Below are 16,313 nucleotides of genomic sequence, written 5' to 3'. Positions count from 1 at the left end.
GGAGACCCGCACCCATGCAGGACACGGACAGGCCCATCGGCTACTGGCTGGCGCGCACCGACCAGGCCCTGACCGCCCATATGGACGCCCTGCTGGCGGATGCCGGCCTCACCCGCCTGACCTGGCAGGTCCTCAACGCGGTCGGAGAGGCTCCCGCGACCGATCGCGCGGTTCGGGACCTCCTCGCCGTCAACGCGGCGGCGCCGAACCTGACGGCGGCGGTCGAGGCCCTCCTCGCCACGGGCCGGCTCACCCGCCCGACCCCCGGCACCCTGGCCCTCACCGACGCCGGACGGACGTGTCGCGCCGAGGCTGCCGTACGCGTCGACGCCTTCCGGGCGCTCGCGGCGCACGGCATCTCCCCCGACGAATACACCGCCGCCGTCAGCGTCCTCGCCCGCATGGCCCGCAACCTCACGCCGGCCGCCCGCTGACCGCGCGCGGCGTTCAGTCGAGGGGCAGCGCCCGGTGCGCGGCCACGATCGCATCGATGCGGCGGGCCAGGTCGAAGTCCGCCGCGGTCAGCCGGTTTCCGGTGTCGGGCGTGGTGATCGACGCGCGCAGGTGGTCGATGCGCAGGTCGAGGTCCGCGTGGTGGCGCACGCGCCGGGACCGGTCGGCGATCGTCACGATCGCCGCGACCGCCGCGTGGTAGGGGATCTCGTAGGTCCGGGTGATCACGTCGCCGTCCTGCTCCCACCCCGGCAGCTCCGCCAGGCCTTCGGCGATCTCCTCGTGCGTCAGCGGCTTCGGTACGCCCATGTCGGCTCCCCTCGGTCACGGGCGCCGGGACCCGGCGGGTTCCCGGCCTGCCGGGGCATCGTGCCACGGCCCCAAGGCCCGCCGCAGGGTGACCAGTTCACCGGCCTGGCGCGGTCCGGCCGGGCCCGGACATGGCGGCGGCCCCGGTTCCCCCGGAGGGGACGGGGCCGGCCGGCCGGAGCGGGAGGGGTCAGGCGGCGTCGACGGCGCCCGAGGCCGCGATCTCGACCTTGGCCTTGGTGGCGCCGGACTGGGTGCCCAGGGACTCGATCTTGTCGACGATCTCCTGGCCCTCGACGACCTCGCCGAAGACGACGTGCTTGCCGTCGAGCCACGAGGTGACGACCGTCGTGATGAAGAACTGCGAGCCGTTGGTGTTGCGGCCGGCGTTCGCCATCGACAGCAGGTACGGGCGGTCGTGCTTCAGCTGGAAGTTCTCGTCCTCGAACTTCTCGCCGTAGATGCTCTTGCCACCGGTGCCGTTGTGGTTGGTGAAGTCGCCACCCTGCAGCATGAACTGGGGGATGACGCGGTGGAAGCCGGAGCCCGCGTAGCCGAAGCCGTTCTGGCCGGTGGCCAGCTCGCGGAAGTTCCGGGCCGTCTTCGGGACGACCTCGTCGAACAGGTTGAAGACGATGCGGCCCGCGGGGGCACCGTCGATGGTGATGTCGAAGAAAACGTTGCTCATGGGGTCCATCCTGTCACTCCCGGTGCCGCGCGCGACCCGGGGGCCGGGCCGCGCTCACCCGCCCGTCCGGGTGCCCGTCCCCTTCGCCGCGTCCAGGGCGTACACGCAGCGGTCCTTGCTGCACGCGTAGACCACGCCCGACTCGGCCACCGGGGCGCCGGTGATCTCGCCGCCCGTGGCCAGCTTCCAGCGCAGCTGGCCGCCCGCCGCGTCCAGGGTGTACAGGCAGTGGTCCGCCGAACCGAAGTGCACGCGGCCGTCCGCGACCGCCGGCGAGCCGGTGATCTCCCCGCCCGCCGCGAACCGCCACTTCGGGGTGCCGGTGACCGCGTCGAGCGTGTACAGGGCGCTGCCCGCGCCCAGGTGGACGTTGCCGGCCGCCACCAGGACCGGGTCCGGCGACGGCCGCGACTCCGTCGCGATGCGCCAGCGGTCCTTGCCGGTCACCGCGTCCAGGGCGTAGACGGTGCCCAGGTAGTCGACGAGGTACACGCCGCCGCCCGTCACCGCCGCGCCCGGGGCGTAGGCCGGGGGCGCCAGGAAGACCGCCGGGGCCTCGAAGTGCCAGCGCACCCGCCCCGAGGCCTTGTCTACGGACAGGACGCGGGTGCCGGCGGCGACGTAGACGTTGCCGTCCGGCGCCGGGGTGACCCGTACCGGCACGTTCCCGCAGGACGCCGCGTCGCCGACCGGGTACGACCAGGCCTCCAGGCCGGAGCGGGCGTCCAGGGCGCGCAGCCGGGCGTCCTGCCACACGTACACGGTGCCGTCGTGCAGGACGGGCGCCGCCTCCGGGGTCTCGAAGTCGGACTGGGCGCCACTGAGCTCCCACAGCTTCTGGCCGTTGGCGGCCTCCCAGCCCTGGACGCCACCGCCGCGCGTGGCGGTGACGACGGTGCCCCGCTCGGCGCGCAGCGCGTACACCCAGGCCTCGGCGGCCAGCCGCCACCGCTCGGAGCCGTCGGCGGCGTCGAGGGCGTACAGGGAGGGGCCGTCGGAGGCGTGGATACGGCCGTCCGCGACGGCCATGGACCAGGCGACGTCCCGCGTCTTGAACTGGCGGCGGCCGCTGCCGACGTCCAGGGCGTGCACCTCGAAGGAGGTGACGTACAGCAGGTTGCCCGCGACGGTGGGGGTGCCCCAGACCTCGTTGGACATGCGGAAGCGCCAGGGCCGCCAGCGGCCGCTGTCGGGCGCGGGACCGGTCGGGCCCGCGGCGGACGCCGCCGACTGGTGCGGCACGGCGGGGACGGCCTCGCCGGGCGCGCCGCCCGGCGGGCGGATCCAGCCCGTCGCCACGTCGGCCGCGGCAGCGGCGGCCGCGGCGGCCGTCGCGCGCGGCCCGGGCCCGATCGGCACCGGGGAGGCGCCGAGCCGCACGGGCTCGCCCGAGGGCACCGGGGAGCCGCCCGGCGGGTGGGGCGGCAGCGGCGGGGCGGCCTGGCCGGTGCGCGGGTCCACCCAGGACTCGGCGCCCTCGCGGCGCGGTCGGTGCGTGGCGGGGCCCGACGGCGGCCCCTGGACGCCGCGCGGCTTGCGGGCGGGGGCGGGGACCACGGCCGTACGCAGTCCCGCGCGCCGGGCCTCGATCATGGCGACGGCCTGGCCGGGCAGCCAGGCCGAGGCGGTGCCGCTGTCGTCGCCGCCGTCGAAGAGGTGCGGGGCGAGCTGCGCCTGGAGGTCGGCCGGGGTGGGGCGGCGGGTGGCGTCCGGCTGCATGCAGGAGTCGATGAGGGGCCGCAGCTCGTCGGGGAGCCCCTCCAGGTTCGGGCCCTCGCGCAGCAGCATGAACACCGTCTCGACCGGGTTGGCCCCGTGGTAGGGCGGGTGTCCGGTGGCGGCGAAGACGAGCGTCGAGCCGAGGGAGAAGACGTCGCTGGCGCCCTTGACGCTGCGCGAGTCCTTCGCCTGCTCGGGCGACATGTAGGCGGGGGTGCCGACGGCGACGTTCGTCATGGTCAGGCGGGTGTTGGAGACCCCGCTCGCGATGCCGAAGTCGATGACGCGCGGGCCGTCCTCCACGACGAGCACGTTGGACGGCTTGAGGTCGCGGTGGACGAGGCCGGCGCCGTGGATGGACTGGAGGGCTTCGGCGATGCCGGCCGCGAGCCACCGGACGGCCTGCACGGGCATGGGCCCGCACTCGTTGACGATCTCCTCCAGGGAGGGCGCGGGCACGTACGCGGTCGCCAGCCACGGCACGGCGGCGCGCGGGTCGGCGTCGACCACGGCCGCGGTGTAGAAGCCGGACACGGCGCGGGCCGCCTCCACCTCGCGGGTGAAGCGCACGCGGAACAGCTGGTCCTCGGCGAGTTCGGTGCGCACCGTCTTGATCGCGACGCGCCGTCCGGACGCCGACCGCGCGAGGTAGACCAGCCCCATGCCGCCGGCGCCGAGCCGTCCCAGCACCTCGAAGGGGCCGATCCGTCTCGGGTCGTGCTGCGTCAGCTGCTCCACCACTCGCCTCCACACCTCCCCGTACGGGCCGTCCGGGCCCACGCCGGACCCGCCCGCAGCGCGCGTCCACCGGCGCGCACGCCCGATTCTGTCAGGCCCGCGCCTGGTCCGGCCCCGGGTCAGGGCCGGGTTTCGCCGCCGGCTTTGGTCCGGGGCTCCGAGAGCACGCCGAAGACCGCCCCCTGATTGTCGGCGACGACGGCGATGCGGCCGTACGGGGTGTCCACGGGATCGGCGGTGACCCGGCCGCCGAGGCGCCGTGCGGTGGCCACGGTCTGGTCGCAGTCGGGGACGGCGAAGTAGGCGAGGAAGTGCGACGGCATGATCTCCGGGAACGCGTCGGTGATGACGCTGCGCCCCAGGACGGCGGTGGCCGAGCCCGGGGCGCTGCCGGGCGGGGACCAGACCCGGTACTCGATGCCGGAGGCGGGGTCGTCCTGGTCCTCGGGGACGTAGCCGAAGACCTTGGCGTAGAACACGTCGACGGCGTCTCGGGCCCGGGTGTAGACCTCCGACCAGCGGTACGTGTACGGCTCGCCCTGGGCTTCGAAGCCGTGGTGGGTGCCGGGCTGCCAGAGGCCGAAGACGGCGCCGCCGGGGTCGGCGGCCATCGCGGCCGTGCCGTAGGGGCCCACGGGCTGCGGGTCCATCACCAGCTGGCCGCCGGCGCCGCGGATGCGGGCGGCGCACGCGTAGGCGTCGACGGTGTAGAGGTAGATCCCCCAGACGGTCGGCATGCGCCCGTCGGGTTTCGGCGCGAGGGCGGCGACGTTGCGGCCGCGGCTGTAGGCCTGGGTGTAGTGCCCGTACTCGGCGCCCGCGCTGTCGCCGAAGGTCCACCCGAAGAGCTCACCGTAGAAGCGCTTTCCCGCCTCGACGTCCGGGAGCGAGGCGTCGACCCAGCAGGGGGAGCCTTCCGCGAATGCCGTCATGGGCCCGGTTCCTTCCGTCGTGCGGGGGTATGCCCCCCTTCGTCCGCACTGCGCCTCCCGGCCATGATGGGTCCGAAAACTTGTCCACAGCCTGTTGACAAGACTATTCGGGGGATTACGACACGATACGGGTGGGGCCGGTGACGGTCCGCGACGGCGGCGGTGGCGGCGCGGGCGGCGGGCCGCACCGAACGCGGAGAACGGCCGAAATGCATCGGACGGCCGGGCGGGCGGCCGCTGTGGCCCAGGTCGGCGGCCGGTTGACCCCATTTGCAGGCGGCCGAATAGCGCGCCGATCACCCCTCGGTAAGCTGACGGCATGACAGGACAAGTACGCACCGTCGACGGGCGTGTCGCCGGCCGGCGCGGCCAGGCGACGCGGCAGAAGCTGCTCGACTGCCTCGGCGAGATGCTCAGCTCCTCGCCGTACCGCGACGTCAAGGTGATCGACGTCGCACGCAAGGCCGGTACCTCCCCCGCGACCTTCTACCAGTACTTCCCGGACGTCGAAGGTGCCGTCCTGGAGATCGCCGAAGAAATGGCCACGGAGGGCGCCCAGTTGACGGCGCTCGTCGAGGGCCGCAACTGGGTCGGCAAGGCCGGCTGGGCCGCGGCCGAGGAACTGGTCGAAGGCTTCCTGGACTTCTGGCGCCGCAACGACGCGATCCTGCGGGTGGTCGACCTCGGCGCGGCCGAGGGGGACAAGCGGTTCTACAAGATCCGCATGAAGATCCTGAACTCCGTCACCAACTCCCTCACGGAGTCGATGAAGGAACTCCAGGCCAAGGGCAAGGTCGACAAGGACGTCAGCCCGGCCGCGATGGCCGGTTCGCTGGTCGCGATGCTGGCCGCGGTGGCCTCGCACCAGAAGGGGTTCCAGACCTGGGGCGTCAAGCAGGCCGAACTCAAGCCGAACCTGGCGCTCCTCGTCCACCTGGGCATCACCGGCAAGAAGCCGACCAGGTAACGGCGGACCCCGGACCCCCGCCAGGGGTCCAGGTCCGCCGCCGAGGGCCTGCCCGCACCGCGATCAGCGGCGCTCCAGGCGGAACAGCCGGATCTCACGCTCGATGCGCGCCTGGTACGTCGCGTACGGCGGCCAGAACGCCAAGGCCTCCCGCCAGGCCGCCGCGCGCTCCTCGCCCTGGAGCAGCCGGGCCCGGACGGCGATGTCCTGGCCGTGCCAACTCACCTGCGCGTCGGGGTGTTCGAGCAGGTTCGCGGTCCAGGCCGGGTGGCCGGGACGGCCGAAGTTGGAGCCGATCAGCAGCCAGCTCGCGCCGTCGTCCAGCGGCATGCAGGCGAGCGGCGTGGTGCGCGGCTCGCCCGTTCTGGCGCCCTTGGCGGTGAGGATCACCCCGGGGAGCATCTGCGCGCTGAGGATGACCTTGCCCCGGGTGAGCTTGTGCACCGCCTTGTCCATGGCGGGGATGACGTGCGGTGCGATCTTGGCGAACAGCAGGGTCGAGGAGACCTTCTGCATCAGGCGGACACCGACGGCTGCCATCAGACGGCCATCCTCTCGTGGACCGCCGGGAAGAGCCCGGCGCGCTGCGCGGCGTGCGCCCGCAGCCGGTGGGCCGGGCCGAAGAGCAGTTCGTCGGCCGCGGCCCGCTTGAAGTAGAGGTGCGCGTCGTGCTCCCAGGTGAAGCCGATGCCGCCGTGCAGCTGGATGGCCTCCCCGGCCGTCAGCCGCAGCGCCTCCAGCGCCTGGGCGAGGGCGAGGCCGCCCTGGTCGGGGTCCCAGGCGGCGTAGTACGCGGCGGAGCGGGCCGCCTGCACCTGGACGTAGAGGTCCGCGAGCCGGTGTTTGACCGCCTGGAAGGAGCCGACCGCGCGGCCGAACTGCTCGCGCTGGGTCACGTGCTCCACCGTGCGGGCCAGTGCCTGGCCGGCCGCGCCGACCGCCTCGGCGGCGAGGACGGTGGCGACGGTGCGGCCGGTCGCGGCGAGCGCCCCGGGCACGTCACCGCCGTCACCGCCGCCGAAGCGGTCGCCGCCGTGGCCGCCCAGGAGTTCGGCCGGCACGTCGCGCAGCTGGACGCGGCCCTGCGGCCGGGTCTCGTCCAGGGTGGCCTGCCGGGTCCGGACCAGGCCGGGCGCGTCCTGGCGTACGAGGAACAGCAGGGTGCGGCTGCGGGCGAAGCCGCCGGTGTGCGCGGCGACCAGGAGCAGGCCGGCGCTGTGCCCGTCCAGCACCTGGGCGGCCTCCCCGTACAGCCGCCAGCCGCCGTCCGCGCCGCCGCGGGCCTGCACCCCGCCGGCCCGGCCGCCCCCGGACCAGTCGCCGGGGGTGTTGTCCCCGGTCAGCGCGAGGGCGGTGGCCAGGGCCGGGCCGGGTACGACGAGCGCGGCGGTCAGGGCCCCGGCGGCGAGCGGGGGCAGCAGCGCCGAGTGCTGGGCGGCCGTCCCGAGGGCACCGATCAGCGGCGCGACGAGCCCGGCGGTGGCCAGCAGCGGGGAGGGCAGCAGTACCCGCCCGGTCTCCTCGCAGGCCAGGGCCAGGTCGGCGGGCGCACAGCCGACCCCGCCGTACTCCTCGGCGATCGCCGTGCCCGGCAGACCGAGCTGCCGGGAGAGCTGCTGCCACAGCTCGCGGTCGTATCCGGCGGCGGTCCGGACGGCGGCCTTGACCTCGTCCGGACCGCAGCGTTTGCCCAGGACCTCGCGCAGGGTGCGGCGCATCTCGTCCTGCTCAGCGGTGAAGGCGGCATCCATCGTCGGGCTCCTCCCGGGGGCACCTGCCAGCAGTGGCTGGGCGCATCTGACGGGCCGTCATGTTAGGGCGACCGACCCCGGATGCCCAGGGCCTGTCACGATCGAAGTCACCTCGGCGGAACGCGCTCTAGCGCCTGACGGTATGTCAGATATACCGTCACCCCATGCCTGGACCCCGCTCCCCCGGACCCCGCTCCCCCGGACCCCGCTCCGCCACCTCCGCACCCCGGCGCAGGGTCGCGGTCGTCGGCGTCGCGCTCTCCGACTGCGGCCGGGTGGACGGACCCACCCCCTACGCCTTGCACGCCCAAGCCGCCCGCCGGGCGCTCGCCGACTCGGGCCTGGACCGCTCCGTCATCGACGGCCTGGCCTCGGCCGGGCTCGGCACCCTGGCCCCCGTCGAGGTGGCGGAGTACCTGGGGCTGCGCCCCACCTGGGTCGACTCCACCTCAGTCGGCGGCTCGACCTGGGAGGTCATGGCGGCCCACGCCGCCGACGCCATCGCCGCCGGCCACGCCAACGCCGTGCTGCTGGTGTACGGCTCCACCGCCCGCGCCGACATCAAGGCCCGGCGGCGCACCTCGAACCTGTCCTTCGGAGCGCGGGGCCCGCTCCAGTTCGAGGTGCCGTACGGCCACACCCTCGTCGCGAAGTACGCCATGGCCGCGCGCCGCCACATGCACGAGTACGGCACCACGGCGGAGCAGCTCGCCGCGGTCGCCGTCCAGGCCCGGGCGAACGCCGCGACCAACCCGGACGCGATGTACCGCGATCCGATCACGGTGGACGACGTGCTGTCCGCCGAGATGATCGCGGACCCCTTCACGAAGCTGCACTGCTGCATCCGCTCGGACGGCGGCTGCGCCGTCCTGCTCGCGGCGGAGGAGTACGTACCGGACACCGCGAAGGCTCCCGTGTGGATCCTGGGCTCGGGCACCTCCGTCTCCCACACCACCATGTCGGAGTGGGAGGACTTCACCGTCTCCCCGGCGGCGGTCTCGGGCCGGCTCGCCTTCGAGCGGGCGGGCCTGACCCCGGCGGACGTGGACCTGGCGGAGATCTACGACGCCTTCACGTACATGACGCTGGTGACCCTGGAGGACCTCGGCTTCTGCGCGAAGGGCGAGGGCGGGGCCTTCGTGGAGAAGGGCCGCCTGCTGCGGGACGGCGAGCTGCCGGTCAACACCGACGGCGGCGGCCTGTCGGCCTGCCACCCGGGGATGCGGGGGCTGTTCCTGCTGGTGGAGGCGGTCCGCCAGCTCCGCGGCGAGGCCGGCCCGGGCCGCCAGGTCACGAAGCGGGACGGCCGGCTGCCCGAGGTGGCTCTGGCCTCGGGCACCGGCGGCTGGTTCTGCTCCTCGGGGACGGTGCTGCTCGGCCGGTAGCTCAGTAGTTCCAGCGCGGCTGGCTGCCGCCGTCGGCGCGGCAGTAGATGACGCGGCCGTTCGCGCCGTGCGTGTCGCGACCGACGTCCGCCTTGCGGCAGAACTGGCCGGCCTTGTAGCAGTTGCCGCTGTTGGAGACGATCTCGCAGGAGGCCTGCTGCTCGGCCCGGGTCGGTTCCTGGACCGGCGGCTCGGTCGGGGCCTTCGTGGGCGCCTTCGTCGGGGCCGGGGCCTTCGTCGTCGGTTCGGCGGAGGGTGTCGATACGGCGACGGTCGCCGGGGCCGAAGCCGAAGCCGAGGCCGAGGCCGAGGGGCCGGGCAGCGGCGTGGACGAGGGCGGTGCGGACGCGACCGCCGACGGTGTGGCCGGTGCCAGTGACCGGGCGGGGGCGCTCCCGGCATCGGGCCCGCAGGCGACGGCCACCCCTGCCAGCAGCAGCGCCGCCAACGCCCGCCGCAGCACCGCCCCGGTCCGTCGTCCGCGTCTGGCGCCCGTGTCGTCCATGTGTACCCCCACCGCTAGCCGTTTGATGAGGGCACATCATAAGAACGACCCACCCCGTGCCGGAGGCACTTTCCACCGATTCCCCGGCCCGGCCCCGGGCGGCCCACCCCCAGCCCCGCCGGCGCTTGAGGCGCGGCCCTGGGCGGAGCCCACCCCAGCCCCGCCGGCGCTTGAGGCCCGGCCCTGGGCGGAGCCCACCCCAGCCCCGCCGGCGCTTGAGTGGGGTCCCCACGGACGGAGTCCGGGGGAGGTCCGGGCGGAGCCCGGGGAACGGGGGAAGAGCGGGTAGGGGACAGCTCCGCGCAGCGGACAGGTGCGGCGCCGTGGCCGGGGGCCGGTCCCCGGACCCCCGCGCCTCAAACTCCCCCAGCTACCTCCCCCAGACTCCGTCCGGGGGACCCCCAGAGGTGCCCCCACGAGGCTGAACTTGCCCGGCCGGGGCCCGAGACTTCCAAGCGCCGCCGGCGCTTGAGGCGGGGCTGGAGATGGCCCGGCCGGGGCTGGAGTGGCCCGGATGGTGTTCCATGGGGCCATGACCAGCGAGACCGGCGGCGACGAATTCCACCGCATCCTGCACTCCCTGCGCGTCTGGGACGCCCCGCTCCCCTCCTTCGACCCCCAGGCGGCGCCCCCCACGCCCCTGCCGCTGTTCCGCGAGTGGTTCGTGCACGCCGCCCGCGCCGGCCAGCCCGAGCCGCACACGATGAGCCTCGCCACCGTCGACGCCGACGGGCACCCCGACGTACGCACCCTGATGCTGCACGACGCCGACACCCAGGGCTGGCACTTCGCCTCGCACGCCACCAGCGCCAAGGGCCGCCAGCTGGCCGGCCGGCCCGAGGCGGCGCTCGGCTTCTACTGGCCCGCCGTCGCCCGGCAGATCCGCGTCCGGGGGCACGTCACCGCCTGCGGCGCACGGGAGAGCCGCGAGGACCTGGCCGTGCGCTCACGCGGGGCGCTGGCCGCGGCCCTGACCGGCCGCCAGAGCGAGGCGCTGGGGTCCCTGACCGAGCTCGCCGAGGCCTCGGCCGCCGCCTGGGCCCGGGCCGGCGCCGACCCCGAGGCGGCGGCGCCGACGTGGACGCGGTACGTACTGGCGCCCGCCGAGGTCGAGTTCTTCCAGGGCGACGCCGCCCGGCGCCACGTCCGCCTCCACTACCGGCGCGACCCCGCCGGGACCTGGACGCGCACCCTCCTGTGGCCGTGAACCCGCCGCCCGGCCCGCGCCTCAGCTGCGCGAGTAGGAGCCGAGGCCGATCAGGCAGTACACGTACTCGTTGATCGGCGCCCCGTTGAGGGTGTAGCGGTACGAGAACGCGTATTCCGTACGCGGCGTGTTGTCGCAGCGGTGCAGGTCCGAGGTGAACCCGAAGCGCTGGATCACCTTGTAGTGCGCGTCCGACGCCGAGCAGGAGACCTCCTCCACGTTCTCGACGCTCTGCGCCGTCGTCGAGTCCGGCAACTGCCCGTTGAGGCAGGTGCCCGTGTCGAAGGGGCTCGGATCCGCCGTGGTCGGAGCGGAGGACGGGTACGGGACCGAGCCCGCACCGCCGCTCGTGCCGGAGGTGTACGAGGTCGCGGTCGGCAGCGGCGCCGGCGCATAGGAGCTGTACGTCGGAGTCGGAGTCGGCGACGAAGAGGACGAGGACGAGGTGTGCTCGTCGTCGCCGCTGTTCACCACCACCGCGCCGATGATCACCGCCGCGACCACACCGATCACCGCCAGGCAACCGCCCACGCCGGACGACGACTTGGGCTGCTGCGGCCGCCCCTGCCCGGGCACGGCGGCGGACGCCACCGTCGGCTCCCCCGCCGCCGCCCCCGCCACCCGTATGCGCAGCAGCACCTCGCCGCCGCCCACCCGGGCCCGTACCAGCTCGCCGTCCCGGCACCCGGCCGGGATCCGCAGCCGCGCGTCCCCGCCGGGCAGCGACACCGGCAGGATCACGCCGTAGGCGGCCTGCTCGGGGGTGATCGTGAGGGGGATCTCCTGCGAGGACACCGGCTGCTCCGAGGGGTGAGGTGGTACGGACCTTGCTGGCGCCGACCCAGGATCGCCGGACCCCGCCCGGGGACGCAGCCGTTCCGCCCGTCCGGTGCGGGTCTGTGACAAACGGCGCGCACCGCCGCCGGGCCTACCGTTCCGGGCGGAACACCGGGACGGCCGCACCCGGGCCGCTCTCGCGGAACGCGACCCGCAGCGGCATCCCGACGCTCAGGTCGGCCGCCTCGCAGTCCACGAGTTCCGTCATCATGCGCGGCCCCTCCGCCAGGTCCACCACCGCCGCCACGTACGGCACCCGCTGCCCGAAGGGCGGCAGGTCGTTGCGGTGGATCACCGACCACGTGTAGAGGACGGCCGAGCCGTCGGCCTCCTCCCACCGCACCCGCTCCTCCCCCGCCCAGCAGTACGGGCAGAACTCCCTCGGGTAGTGGTGCGCCCGGCCGCACTCCGCGCAGCGCCGCAGCAGCAGGCGGCCCCGCGCGGCCGCCTCCCAGTAGGGGCGGGTGAAGTCGTCCGCCTCTGGCAGGTCGTACCGGACGGCGCCCTTGGGGTTCGTTGTCACAGGAACAGTCCCGTCGCCGCGTCGAGGGACCAGACCTGCCAGCCCATGGCGAAGAGCGCGACGGCCGAGATGAGCGCCATCATCGCGTTCTGCCCTTGCTCGGCCCAGTCGTGGATCATCAGCACCAGGTACAGCAGGTTCAGCAGCAGCCCCCCGACGAGCGCGACCGGCGTCAGCAGTCCGAGGACCAGGCCGAGCCCGAGGGCGAGTTCCGCGTACACCACCACGTACGCCATGAGCTTGGGGCGGGGCCGGACGACCCGGTCGAAGCCGCCCCGCACGAACGCCCAGCGGTGCTTGCCCGCCACGTCGGCGGCCCACGCGATGCCGGTGCCGCGTTCGAACCAGCCCTTCTTGTCCTTGTGCCGCCAGCTCTCCAGCCACCACAGGCCGAGGCCTATCCGGAGCACGGCTGTCCATTCGGCCCCACTGAGCCAGACGGTCTGCATCGGCAGCTCCCATCCTCCCTGATCTGACGGTACGTCAGTTGACCCGATCGGCGCCCGTCCCGCAAGGCCCCCGGAGCGGGCCCGTGACCGATCCGCAATCGATTCCCTCCTTGTCCGAGACCCATCAACTCTCTGTGTCGATACGCTCACACCTCATGCCCGGACTCCCCACAGCCCCCGACCTGACCACCCAGCCCCGCCCGGTGTACGTGATCGGCGCCGGTCCCGGCGGCCTCGCCGTCGCCGCCGCGCTGCGCGCCCGCGGGGTCCGCGCCGTGGTGGTCGAGAAGTCCGACGCCGTCGGCGCCTCCTGGCGCGCCCACTACGACCGGCTCCGCCTGCACACCACCCGGCGCCTCTCCGGCCTGCCGGGCCTGGCCCTGCCGCGCCGCTTCGGGCGCTGGGTCGCTCGGGAGAACGTCGTGCGGTACCTGGAGAAGTACGCCGAGTTCCACGAGCTGGAGCTGGTCACCGGCGTGGAGGTGACCCGGATCGAGCGCGCCGCCGACGGGGCCGGCTGGACCCTGCACGCCAGCGGCGGGCGCGTGCTGGCGGCGGGGGCCGTCGTCGTGGCCACCGGGTTCAACCACACCCCGGCACTGCCCGACTGGCCCGGCCGGGCCGGCTACCGGGGGCGGCTGCTGCACGCCGCCGAGTACCGCGACCCCGCCCCGTACGCCGGCCGGGACGTGCTCGTGGTCGGCGTCGGCAACACCGGCGCCGAGATAGCCGTCGACCTCGCCGCGGGCGGCGCCGCGCGGGTGCGGCTCGCCGTACGTACCGCGCCGCACATCGTGCGCCGCTCCAGCGCCAGCTGGCCCGCGCAGCGCACCGGGATCCTGGTGCGCCGGCTGCCCGTACGGCTCGTGGACCGGCTCGGCGCGCTCGTCGCCCGGGCGACCGTGCCGGACCTGTCGGCGTACGGGCTCCCCCGCCCCACCACCGGCCTGTACAGCAGGGTCCGCGAGGGCGCCATCCCGGTCCAGGACGTCGGGCTGATCGACGCGGTCCGCTGCGGCGCGGTCGAGCCGGTCGCCGCCGTCACCGCCCTCGACGGGGCCGCGGTGGAGCTGGCCGACGGCAGCCGGATCACCCCGGACGTGGTGATCGCGGCCACCGGCTACCGGCGGGCGCTGGAGGGTCTGGTCGGCCACCTCGGCGTCCTCGACGAGCGTGGCCGCCCCCTCGCGCACGGCGCCCGTACCCCCGCCGGGGCGCCGGACCTGTACTTCACCGGGTTCACCAACCCCATCAGCGGGATGTTCCGCGAGCTGGCCCTGGACGCGGAGAAGATCGCCAAGGCCGTGGCGCGCCGCCGGCCGGCCGCGGACCACGAGCCGCCCACCCGCCGCCGCAGGGCCGGCTGAAACCGTCGGCCGACCGCCAGTGCCGCAGGGTCGGCCGAAACCGTCCTGGACCCCTCGCCCGGGGTTCTGGGACCGTTCCACACACCACCTCCACCATCTTTCCTGCGCATCCCTGTTCCTGACGGCGTGTCAGTTCAGTAATCTGACTATGCGTCAGCTAGCGAGACTCATGGAGTTCATCGAGCAGGAGCGGGCGGAACGATGCTTGGATCTACTCACGGCACCCTCACCACCGACTTCCGCGCACGGGTCGAGGCCTGCGGCGAGACCCCCCGGACGGCCGTCCACTCCACGGCGGCCCCCACCGCCGAGGACGCGGCCGCACTGGACGTCAGCGGCCGGCCGCTGCGCTCCGACGTGCCCGACCTGGACCGGTTCTTCCGGCCCGGTTCCGTGGCCGTCATCGGCGCCTCCGACGCCGAGGGCAGACCCAACACCGGCATCACCCGCCAGCTCATCGCCTGGGCGGAGCGCGTCGGGGCCCGGATCCACCCGGTGCACCCGACCCGCGCCACCGTTTTCGGGCTGCCCTGCCACGCCTCCGTGGCCGAGCTGCCCGAACAGGTGGACCTGGCGGTCCTGCTCGTGGCCGACCCGCTCCCGGTGATCGAGGAACTGACCGAGGCCAAGGTCAAGTTCGCGGTCGCCTTCGCCTCCGGGTTCGCCGAGACCGGTGACGCGGGAGCCGCCGCCCAGGCCCGGCTCTCCGCCGCCGTCCGCCGGTCGGGCCTGCGCCTGCTCGGCCCGAACACCAACCTCAACGCCTTCGAGGCGTTCCGCGAGGACCTGGACGGCCCGGCCATCGCGCTGATCACCCAGTCCGGCCACCAGGGCCGGCCCGTCTACACCCTCCAGGAACTCGGCATCCGGCTCTCGCACTGGGCGCCCACCGGCAACGAGGCCGATCTGGAGACCGCGGACTTCATCTCCTACTTCGCCGAGCGGCCCGAGGTCGGGGCCATCGCCTGCTACGTGGAGGGGCTCAAGGACGGCCGCGCCTTCCTGCTCGCCGCCGACCGGGCCGCGCGGGCCGGGGTGCCCGTCGTCGCCGTCAAGGTCGGCCGGACCGAGACCGGCGCCCGGATGGCGGCCTCCCACACCGGGAAGCTGACGGGCGCCGATGCGGTGGTGGACGCGGCCATGCGGCAGTTCGGGGTGATCCGGGTCGACGGCCTGGACGAGCTCCAGGACACCGCCGCCCTGCTGGCCCGCGCGCGCCCGCCCAGGGCCGAGGGCGTGGTCGTGTACTCCATCTCCGGTGGCACCGGGGCCCACTTCTCCGACCTGGCCACCGAGGCGGGCCTCACCCTCCCCACCCTCTCGCAGGCCAAGCAGGACGAGCTGCACCAGTGGATCCCGGAGTACCTGAACGTCGCGAACCCGGTGGACAACGGCGGCCACCCCGTCGGCGACTGGCGCGGCCCCAAGATCATCGAGGCGATCCTCGCCGACCCGTCCGTGGGCGTCCTGATCTGCCCGATCACCGGGCCGTTCCCGCCCATGAGCGACAAGCTGGCGCAGGACCTGGTGGCCGCCGCCGAGCGGACGGACAAACTGATCTGCGTGATCTGGGGCTCCCCGGTCGGCACCGAGGAGGCCTACCGCACCACGCTGCTCGGCTCCTCCCGCGTGGCCACCTTCCGCACCTTCGGCAACTGCATCACCGCCGTCCGGGCCTACCTGGGCCACCACCGCTTCACCACGTCCTACCGCTCGCCCTTCGAGGACGCCCCGCGCACGCCGTCGCCCTCCTACCGCAAGGCCCAGGCCCTGATGCGGCCGGGCCAGCAGCTCAGCGAGCACGCGGCGAAACAGCTGCTGCGGGCGTACGGGATCCGGGTCCCGCGCGAGCAGCTGGTGACCAGCGCGGCCGCGGCGGTACGGGCGGCGGGCCTGGTCGGGTACCCGGTCGTCATGAAGGCCTCGGGCCCCCAGCTGGGGCACAAGACGGAGCTGGGCCTGGTCAAGATCGGCCTGACCTCGGCGAGCCAGATCCGCGACGCCTACCGGGAGCTGACGGACATCGCCCGCTACGAGGGCGTCCCGCTGGACGGCATCCTCGTCTGCCAGATGGTCGAGCGGGGCGTGGAGATGGTCGTCGGCGTCACCCAGGACGACCTCTTCGGCCCGACCGTGACGGTGGGCCTCGGCGGGGTGCTGGTGGAGGTCCTGCGCGACGCGGCGGTACGGGTACCGCCGTTCGGGGAGGACCAGGCCCGGGCGATGCTGACCGAACTGCGCGGGCACGCGCTGCTGGAGGGCGTCCGGGGCGCACCCCCGGCGGACGTGGACGCGCTGGTGGAGGTCGTCCTGCGGGTCCAGCGGATGGCGCTGGAACTGGGCGACACCCTCTCCGAGCTGGACATCAACCCCCTGATGGTGCTCCCCCGCGGCCAGGGCGCGGTGGCCCTCGACGCCCTGGCCGTCTGCCGCTGACGCAGGCCGCTGCCGCCCGGAGCTGCGGTCCGGGCCCCTCGCCCCGG

16 protein-coding genes are annotated in these 16,313 nt (G+C 74.4%); 6 read left to right on the top strand and 10 right to left on the bottom strand.

Annotated elements, in window-relative coordinates; genetic code table 11:
• The first annotated feature begins 14 nt into the window (after window positions 1-14).
• Entirely contained in the window at window positions 15-434 is a 420-nt protein-coding gene (locus ACZ4M3_RS28795; protein WP_467737462.1) for a MarR family winged helix-turn-helix transcriptional regulator, read from the top strand.
• A gap of 13 nt (window positions 435-447) precedes the next feature.
• Here the strand turns inward: ACZ4M3_RS28795 and ACZ4M3_RS28790 are convergent, their stop codons facing one another.
• The 4 genes from ACZ4M3_RS28790 to ACZ4M3_RS28775 form a co-directional block, all read right to left on the bottom strand.
• Window positions 448-762: a 4a-hydroxytetrahydrobiopterin dehydratase gene (locus ACZ4M3_RS28790; protein ID WP_467737460.1), complete on the bottom strand. Its 315-nt coding sequence runs from the start codon at window positions 760-762 to the stop codon at window positions 448-450.
• Between the two features lie 190 nt (window positions 763-952).
• Window positions 953-1,450 carry a peptidylprolyl isomerase gene (locus ACZ4M3_RS28785; RefSeq protein ID WP_467737459.1) on the bottom strand — a complete coding sequence of 166 codons (498 nt, stop codon included), beginning with the start codon at window positions 1,448-1,450 and terminating at the stop codon, window positions 953-955.
• A gap of 54 nt (window positions 1,451-1,504) precedes the next feature.
• Window positions 1,505-3,910, bottom strand: coding sequence for a protein serine/threonine kinase AfsK (afsK, locus tag ACZ4M3_RS28780; protein ID WP_467737457.1), 2,406 nt, complete (start codon window positions 3,908-3,910; stop codon window positions 1,505-1,507).
• 116 nt (window positions 3,911-4,026) lie between these two features.
• A complete protein-coding gene (locus ACZ4M3_RS28775; RefSeq protein WP_467737455.1) occupies window positions 4,027-4,839 on the bottom strand; it encodes a VOC family protein in 813 nt (270 codons plus the stop codon).
• 319 nt (window positions 4,840-5,158) lie between these two features.
• Here ACZ4M3_RS28775 and ACZ4M3_RS28770 point away from each other — a divergent pair, with 319 nt between their 5' ends.
• Window positions 5,159-5,806: a TetR family transcriptional regulator gene (locus ACZ4M3_RS28770; protein WP_467737453.1), complete on the top strand. Its 648-nt coding sequence runs from the start codon at window positions 5,159-5,161 to the stop codon at window positions 5,804-5,806.
• 63 nt (window positions 5,807-5,869) lie between these two features.
• On the opposite strand, the gene ACZ4M3_RS28765 is transcribed toward ACZ4M3_RS28770, so the two are convergent.
• Both ACZ4M3_RS28765 and ACZ4M3_RS28760 read right to left on the bottom strand, forming a co-directional pair.
• Entirely contained in the window at window positions 5,870-6,346 is a 477-nt protein-coding gene (locus tag ACZ4M3_RS28765) for a nitroreductase family deazaflavin-dependent oxidoreductase (RefSeq protein ID WP_467737451.1), read from the bottom strand.
• Window positions 6,346-7,557 (bottom strand): acyl-CoA dehydrogenase family protein, encoded by a 1,212-nt coding sequence (locus tag ACZ4M3_RS28760; protein ID WP_467737449.1) that lies wholly within the window; start codon window positions 7,555-7,557, stop codon window positions 6,346-6,348. The genes ACZ4M3_RS28765 and ACZ4M3_RS28760 overlap by 1 nt, the downstream gene beginning before the upstream one ends.
• A 164-nt stretch (window positions 7,558-7,721) precedes the next feature.
• Here ACZ4M3_RS28760 and ACZ4M3_RS28755 point away from each other — a divergent pair, with 164 nt between their 5' ends.
• Entirely contained in the window at window positions 7,722-8,942 is a 1,221-nt protein-coding gene (locus ACZ4M3_RS28755) for a thiolase C-terminal domain-containing protein (protein ID WP_467737447.1), read from the top strand.
• Between the two features lies 1 nt (window position 8,943).
• On the opposite strand, the gene ACZ4M3_RS28750 is transcribed toward ACZ4M3_RS28755, so the two are convergent.
• Entirely contained in the window at window positions 8,944-9,447 is a 504-nt protein-coding gene (locus ACZ4M3_RS28750; RefSeq protein WP_467737445.1) for a hypothetical protein, read from the bottom strand.
• 532 nt (window positions 9,448-9,979) lie between these two features.
• On the opposite strand from ACZ4M3_RS28750, the gene ACZ4M3_RS28745 reads away from it, so the two are divergent.
• Window positions 9,980-10,654: a pyridoxine/pyridoxamine 5'-phosphate oxidase gene (locus ACZ4M3_RS28745; RefSeq protein WP_467737443.1), complete on the top strand. Its 675-nt coding sequence runs from the start codon at window positions 9,980-9,982 to the stop codon at window positions 10,652-10,654.
• Between the two features lie 21 nt (window positions 10,655-10,675).
• Here ACZ4M3_RS28745 and ACZ4M3_RS28740 read toward each other — a convergent pair whose 3' ends face one another.
• The 3 genes from ACZ4M3_RS28740 to ACZ4M3_RS28730 all read right to left on the bottom strand — a co-directional run bounded on the left by ACZ4M3_RS28740 (window position 10,676) and on the right by ACZ4M3_RS28730 (window position 12,463).
• Window positions 10,676-11,449: an LppU/SCO3897 family protein gene (locus tag ACZ4M3_RS28740; RefSeq protein WP_467737441.1), complete on the bottom strand. Its 774-nt coding sequence runs from the start codon at window positions 11,447-11,449 to the stop codon at window positions 10,676-10,678.
• A 133-nt stretch (window positions 11,450-11,582) separates the two neighbouring features.
• The gene (locus tag ACZ4M3_RS28735) at window positions 11,583-12,014 is read right to left on the bottom strand and encodes a Zn-ribbon domain-containing OB-fold protein (protein WP_467737439.1); all 432 of its coding nucleotides are present in this window, start codon (window positions 12,012-12,014) and stop codon (window positions 11,583-11,585) included.
• Complete coding sequence (locus tag ACZ4M3_RS28730) at window positions 12,011-12,463, bottom strand: DoxX family membrane protein (RefSeq protein ID WP_467737437.1); 453 nt, start codon at window positions 12,461-12,463, stop codon at window positions 12,011-12,013. The genes ACZ4M3_RS28735 and ACZ4M3_RS28730 overlap by 4 nt, the downstream gene beginning before the upstream one ends.
• A 155-nt stretch (window positions 12,464-12,618) precedes the next feature.
• Here ACZ4M3_RS28730 and ACZ4M3_RS28725 point away from each other — a divergent pair, with 155 nt between their 5' ends.
• The gene (locus ACZ4M3_RS28725; RefSeq protein WP_467737435.1) at window positions 12,619-13,830 is read left to right on the top strand and encodes a flavin-containing monooxygenase; all 1,212 of its coding nucleotides are present in this window, start codon (window positions 12,619-12,621) and stop codon (window positions 13,828-13,830) included.
• Window positions 13,831-14,031: 201 nt separating this feature from the next.
• Entirely contained in the window at window positions 14,032-16,266 is a 2,235-nt protein-coding gene (locus ACZ4M3_RS28720) for an acetate--CoA ligase family protein (RefSeq protein ID WP_467737433.1), read from the top strand.
• Window positions 16,267-16,313 lie beyond the last annotated feature (47 nt).

The sequence above is a fragment of the Streptomyces sp. NPDC026522 genome, assembly GCF_055567555.1.
This window is presented reverse-complemented; position numbering and strand designations above follow the sequence as displayed.

Coding starts and splice junctions, on each gene's coding strand:
- ACZ4M3_RS28795 (WP_467737462.1), top strand. CDS start 15: ATGCAGGACACGGACAGGCCCATCGGCTACTGGCTGGCGCGCACCGAC.
- ACZ4M3_RS28790 (WP_467737460.1), bottom strand. CDS start 762: ATGGGCGTACCGAAGCCGCTGACGCACGAGGAGATCGCCGAAGGCCTG.
- ACZ4M3_RS28785 (WP_467737459.1), bottom strand. CDS start 1,450: ATGAGCAACGTTTTCTTCGACATCACCATCGACGGTGCCCCCGCGGGC.
- ACZ4M3_RS28775 (WP_467737455.1), bottom strand. CDS start 4,839: ATGACGGCATTCGCGGAAGGCTCCCCCTGCTGGGTCGACGCCTCGCTC.
- ACZ4M3_RS28770 (WP_467737453.1), top strand. CDS start 5,159: ATGACAGGACAAGTACGCACCGTCGACGGGCGTGTCGCCGGCCGGCGC.
- ACZ4M3_RS28765 (WP_467737451.1), bottom strand. CDS start 6,346: ATGGCAGCCGTCGGTGTCCGCCTGATGCAGAAGGTCTCCTCGACCCTG.
- ACZ4M3_RS28760 (WP_467737449.1), bottom strand. CDS start 7,557: ATGGATGCCGCCTTCACCGCTGAGCAGGACGAGATGCGCCGCACCCTG.
- ACZ4M3_RS28755 (WP_467737447.1), top strand. CDS start 7,722: ATGCCTGGACCCCGCTCCCCCGGACCCCGCTCCCCCGGACCCCGCTCC.
- ACZ4M3_RS28750 (WP_467737445.1), bottom strand. CDS start 9,447: ATGGACGACACGGGCGCCAGACGCGGACGACGGACCGGGGCGGTGCTG.
- ACZ4M3_RS28745 (WP_467737443.1), top strand. CDS start 9,980: ATGACCAGCGAGACCGGCGGCGACGAATTCCACCGCATCCTGCACTCC.
- ACZ4M3_RS28730 (WP_467737437.1), bottom strand. CDS start 12,463: ATGCAGACCGTCTGGCTCAGTGGGGCCGAATGGACAGCCGTGCTCCGG.
- ACZ4M3_RS28725 (WP_467737435.1), top strand. CDS start 12,619: ATGCCCGGACTCCCCACAGCCCCCGACCTGACCACCCAGCCCCGCCCG.
- ACZ4M3_RS28720 (WP_467737433.1), top strand. CDS start 14,032: ATGCTTGGATCTACTCACGGCACCCTCACCACCGACTTCCGCGCACGG.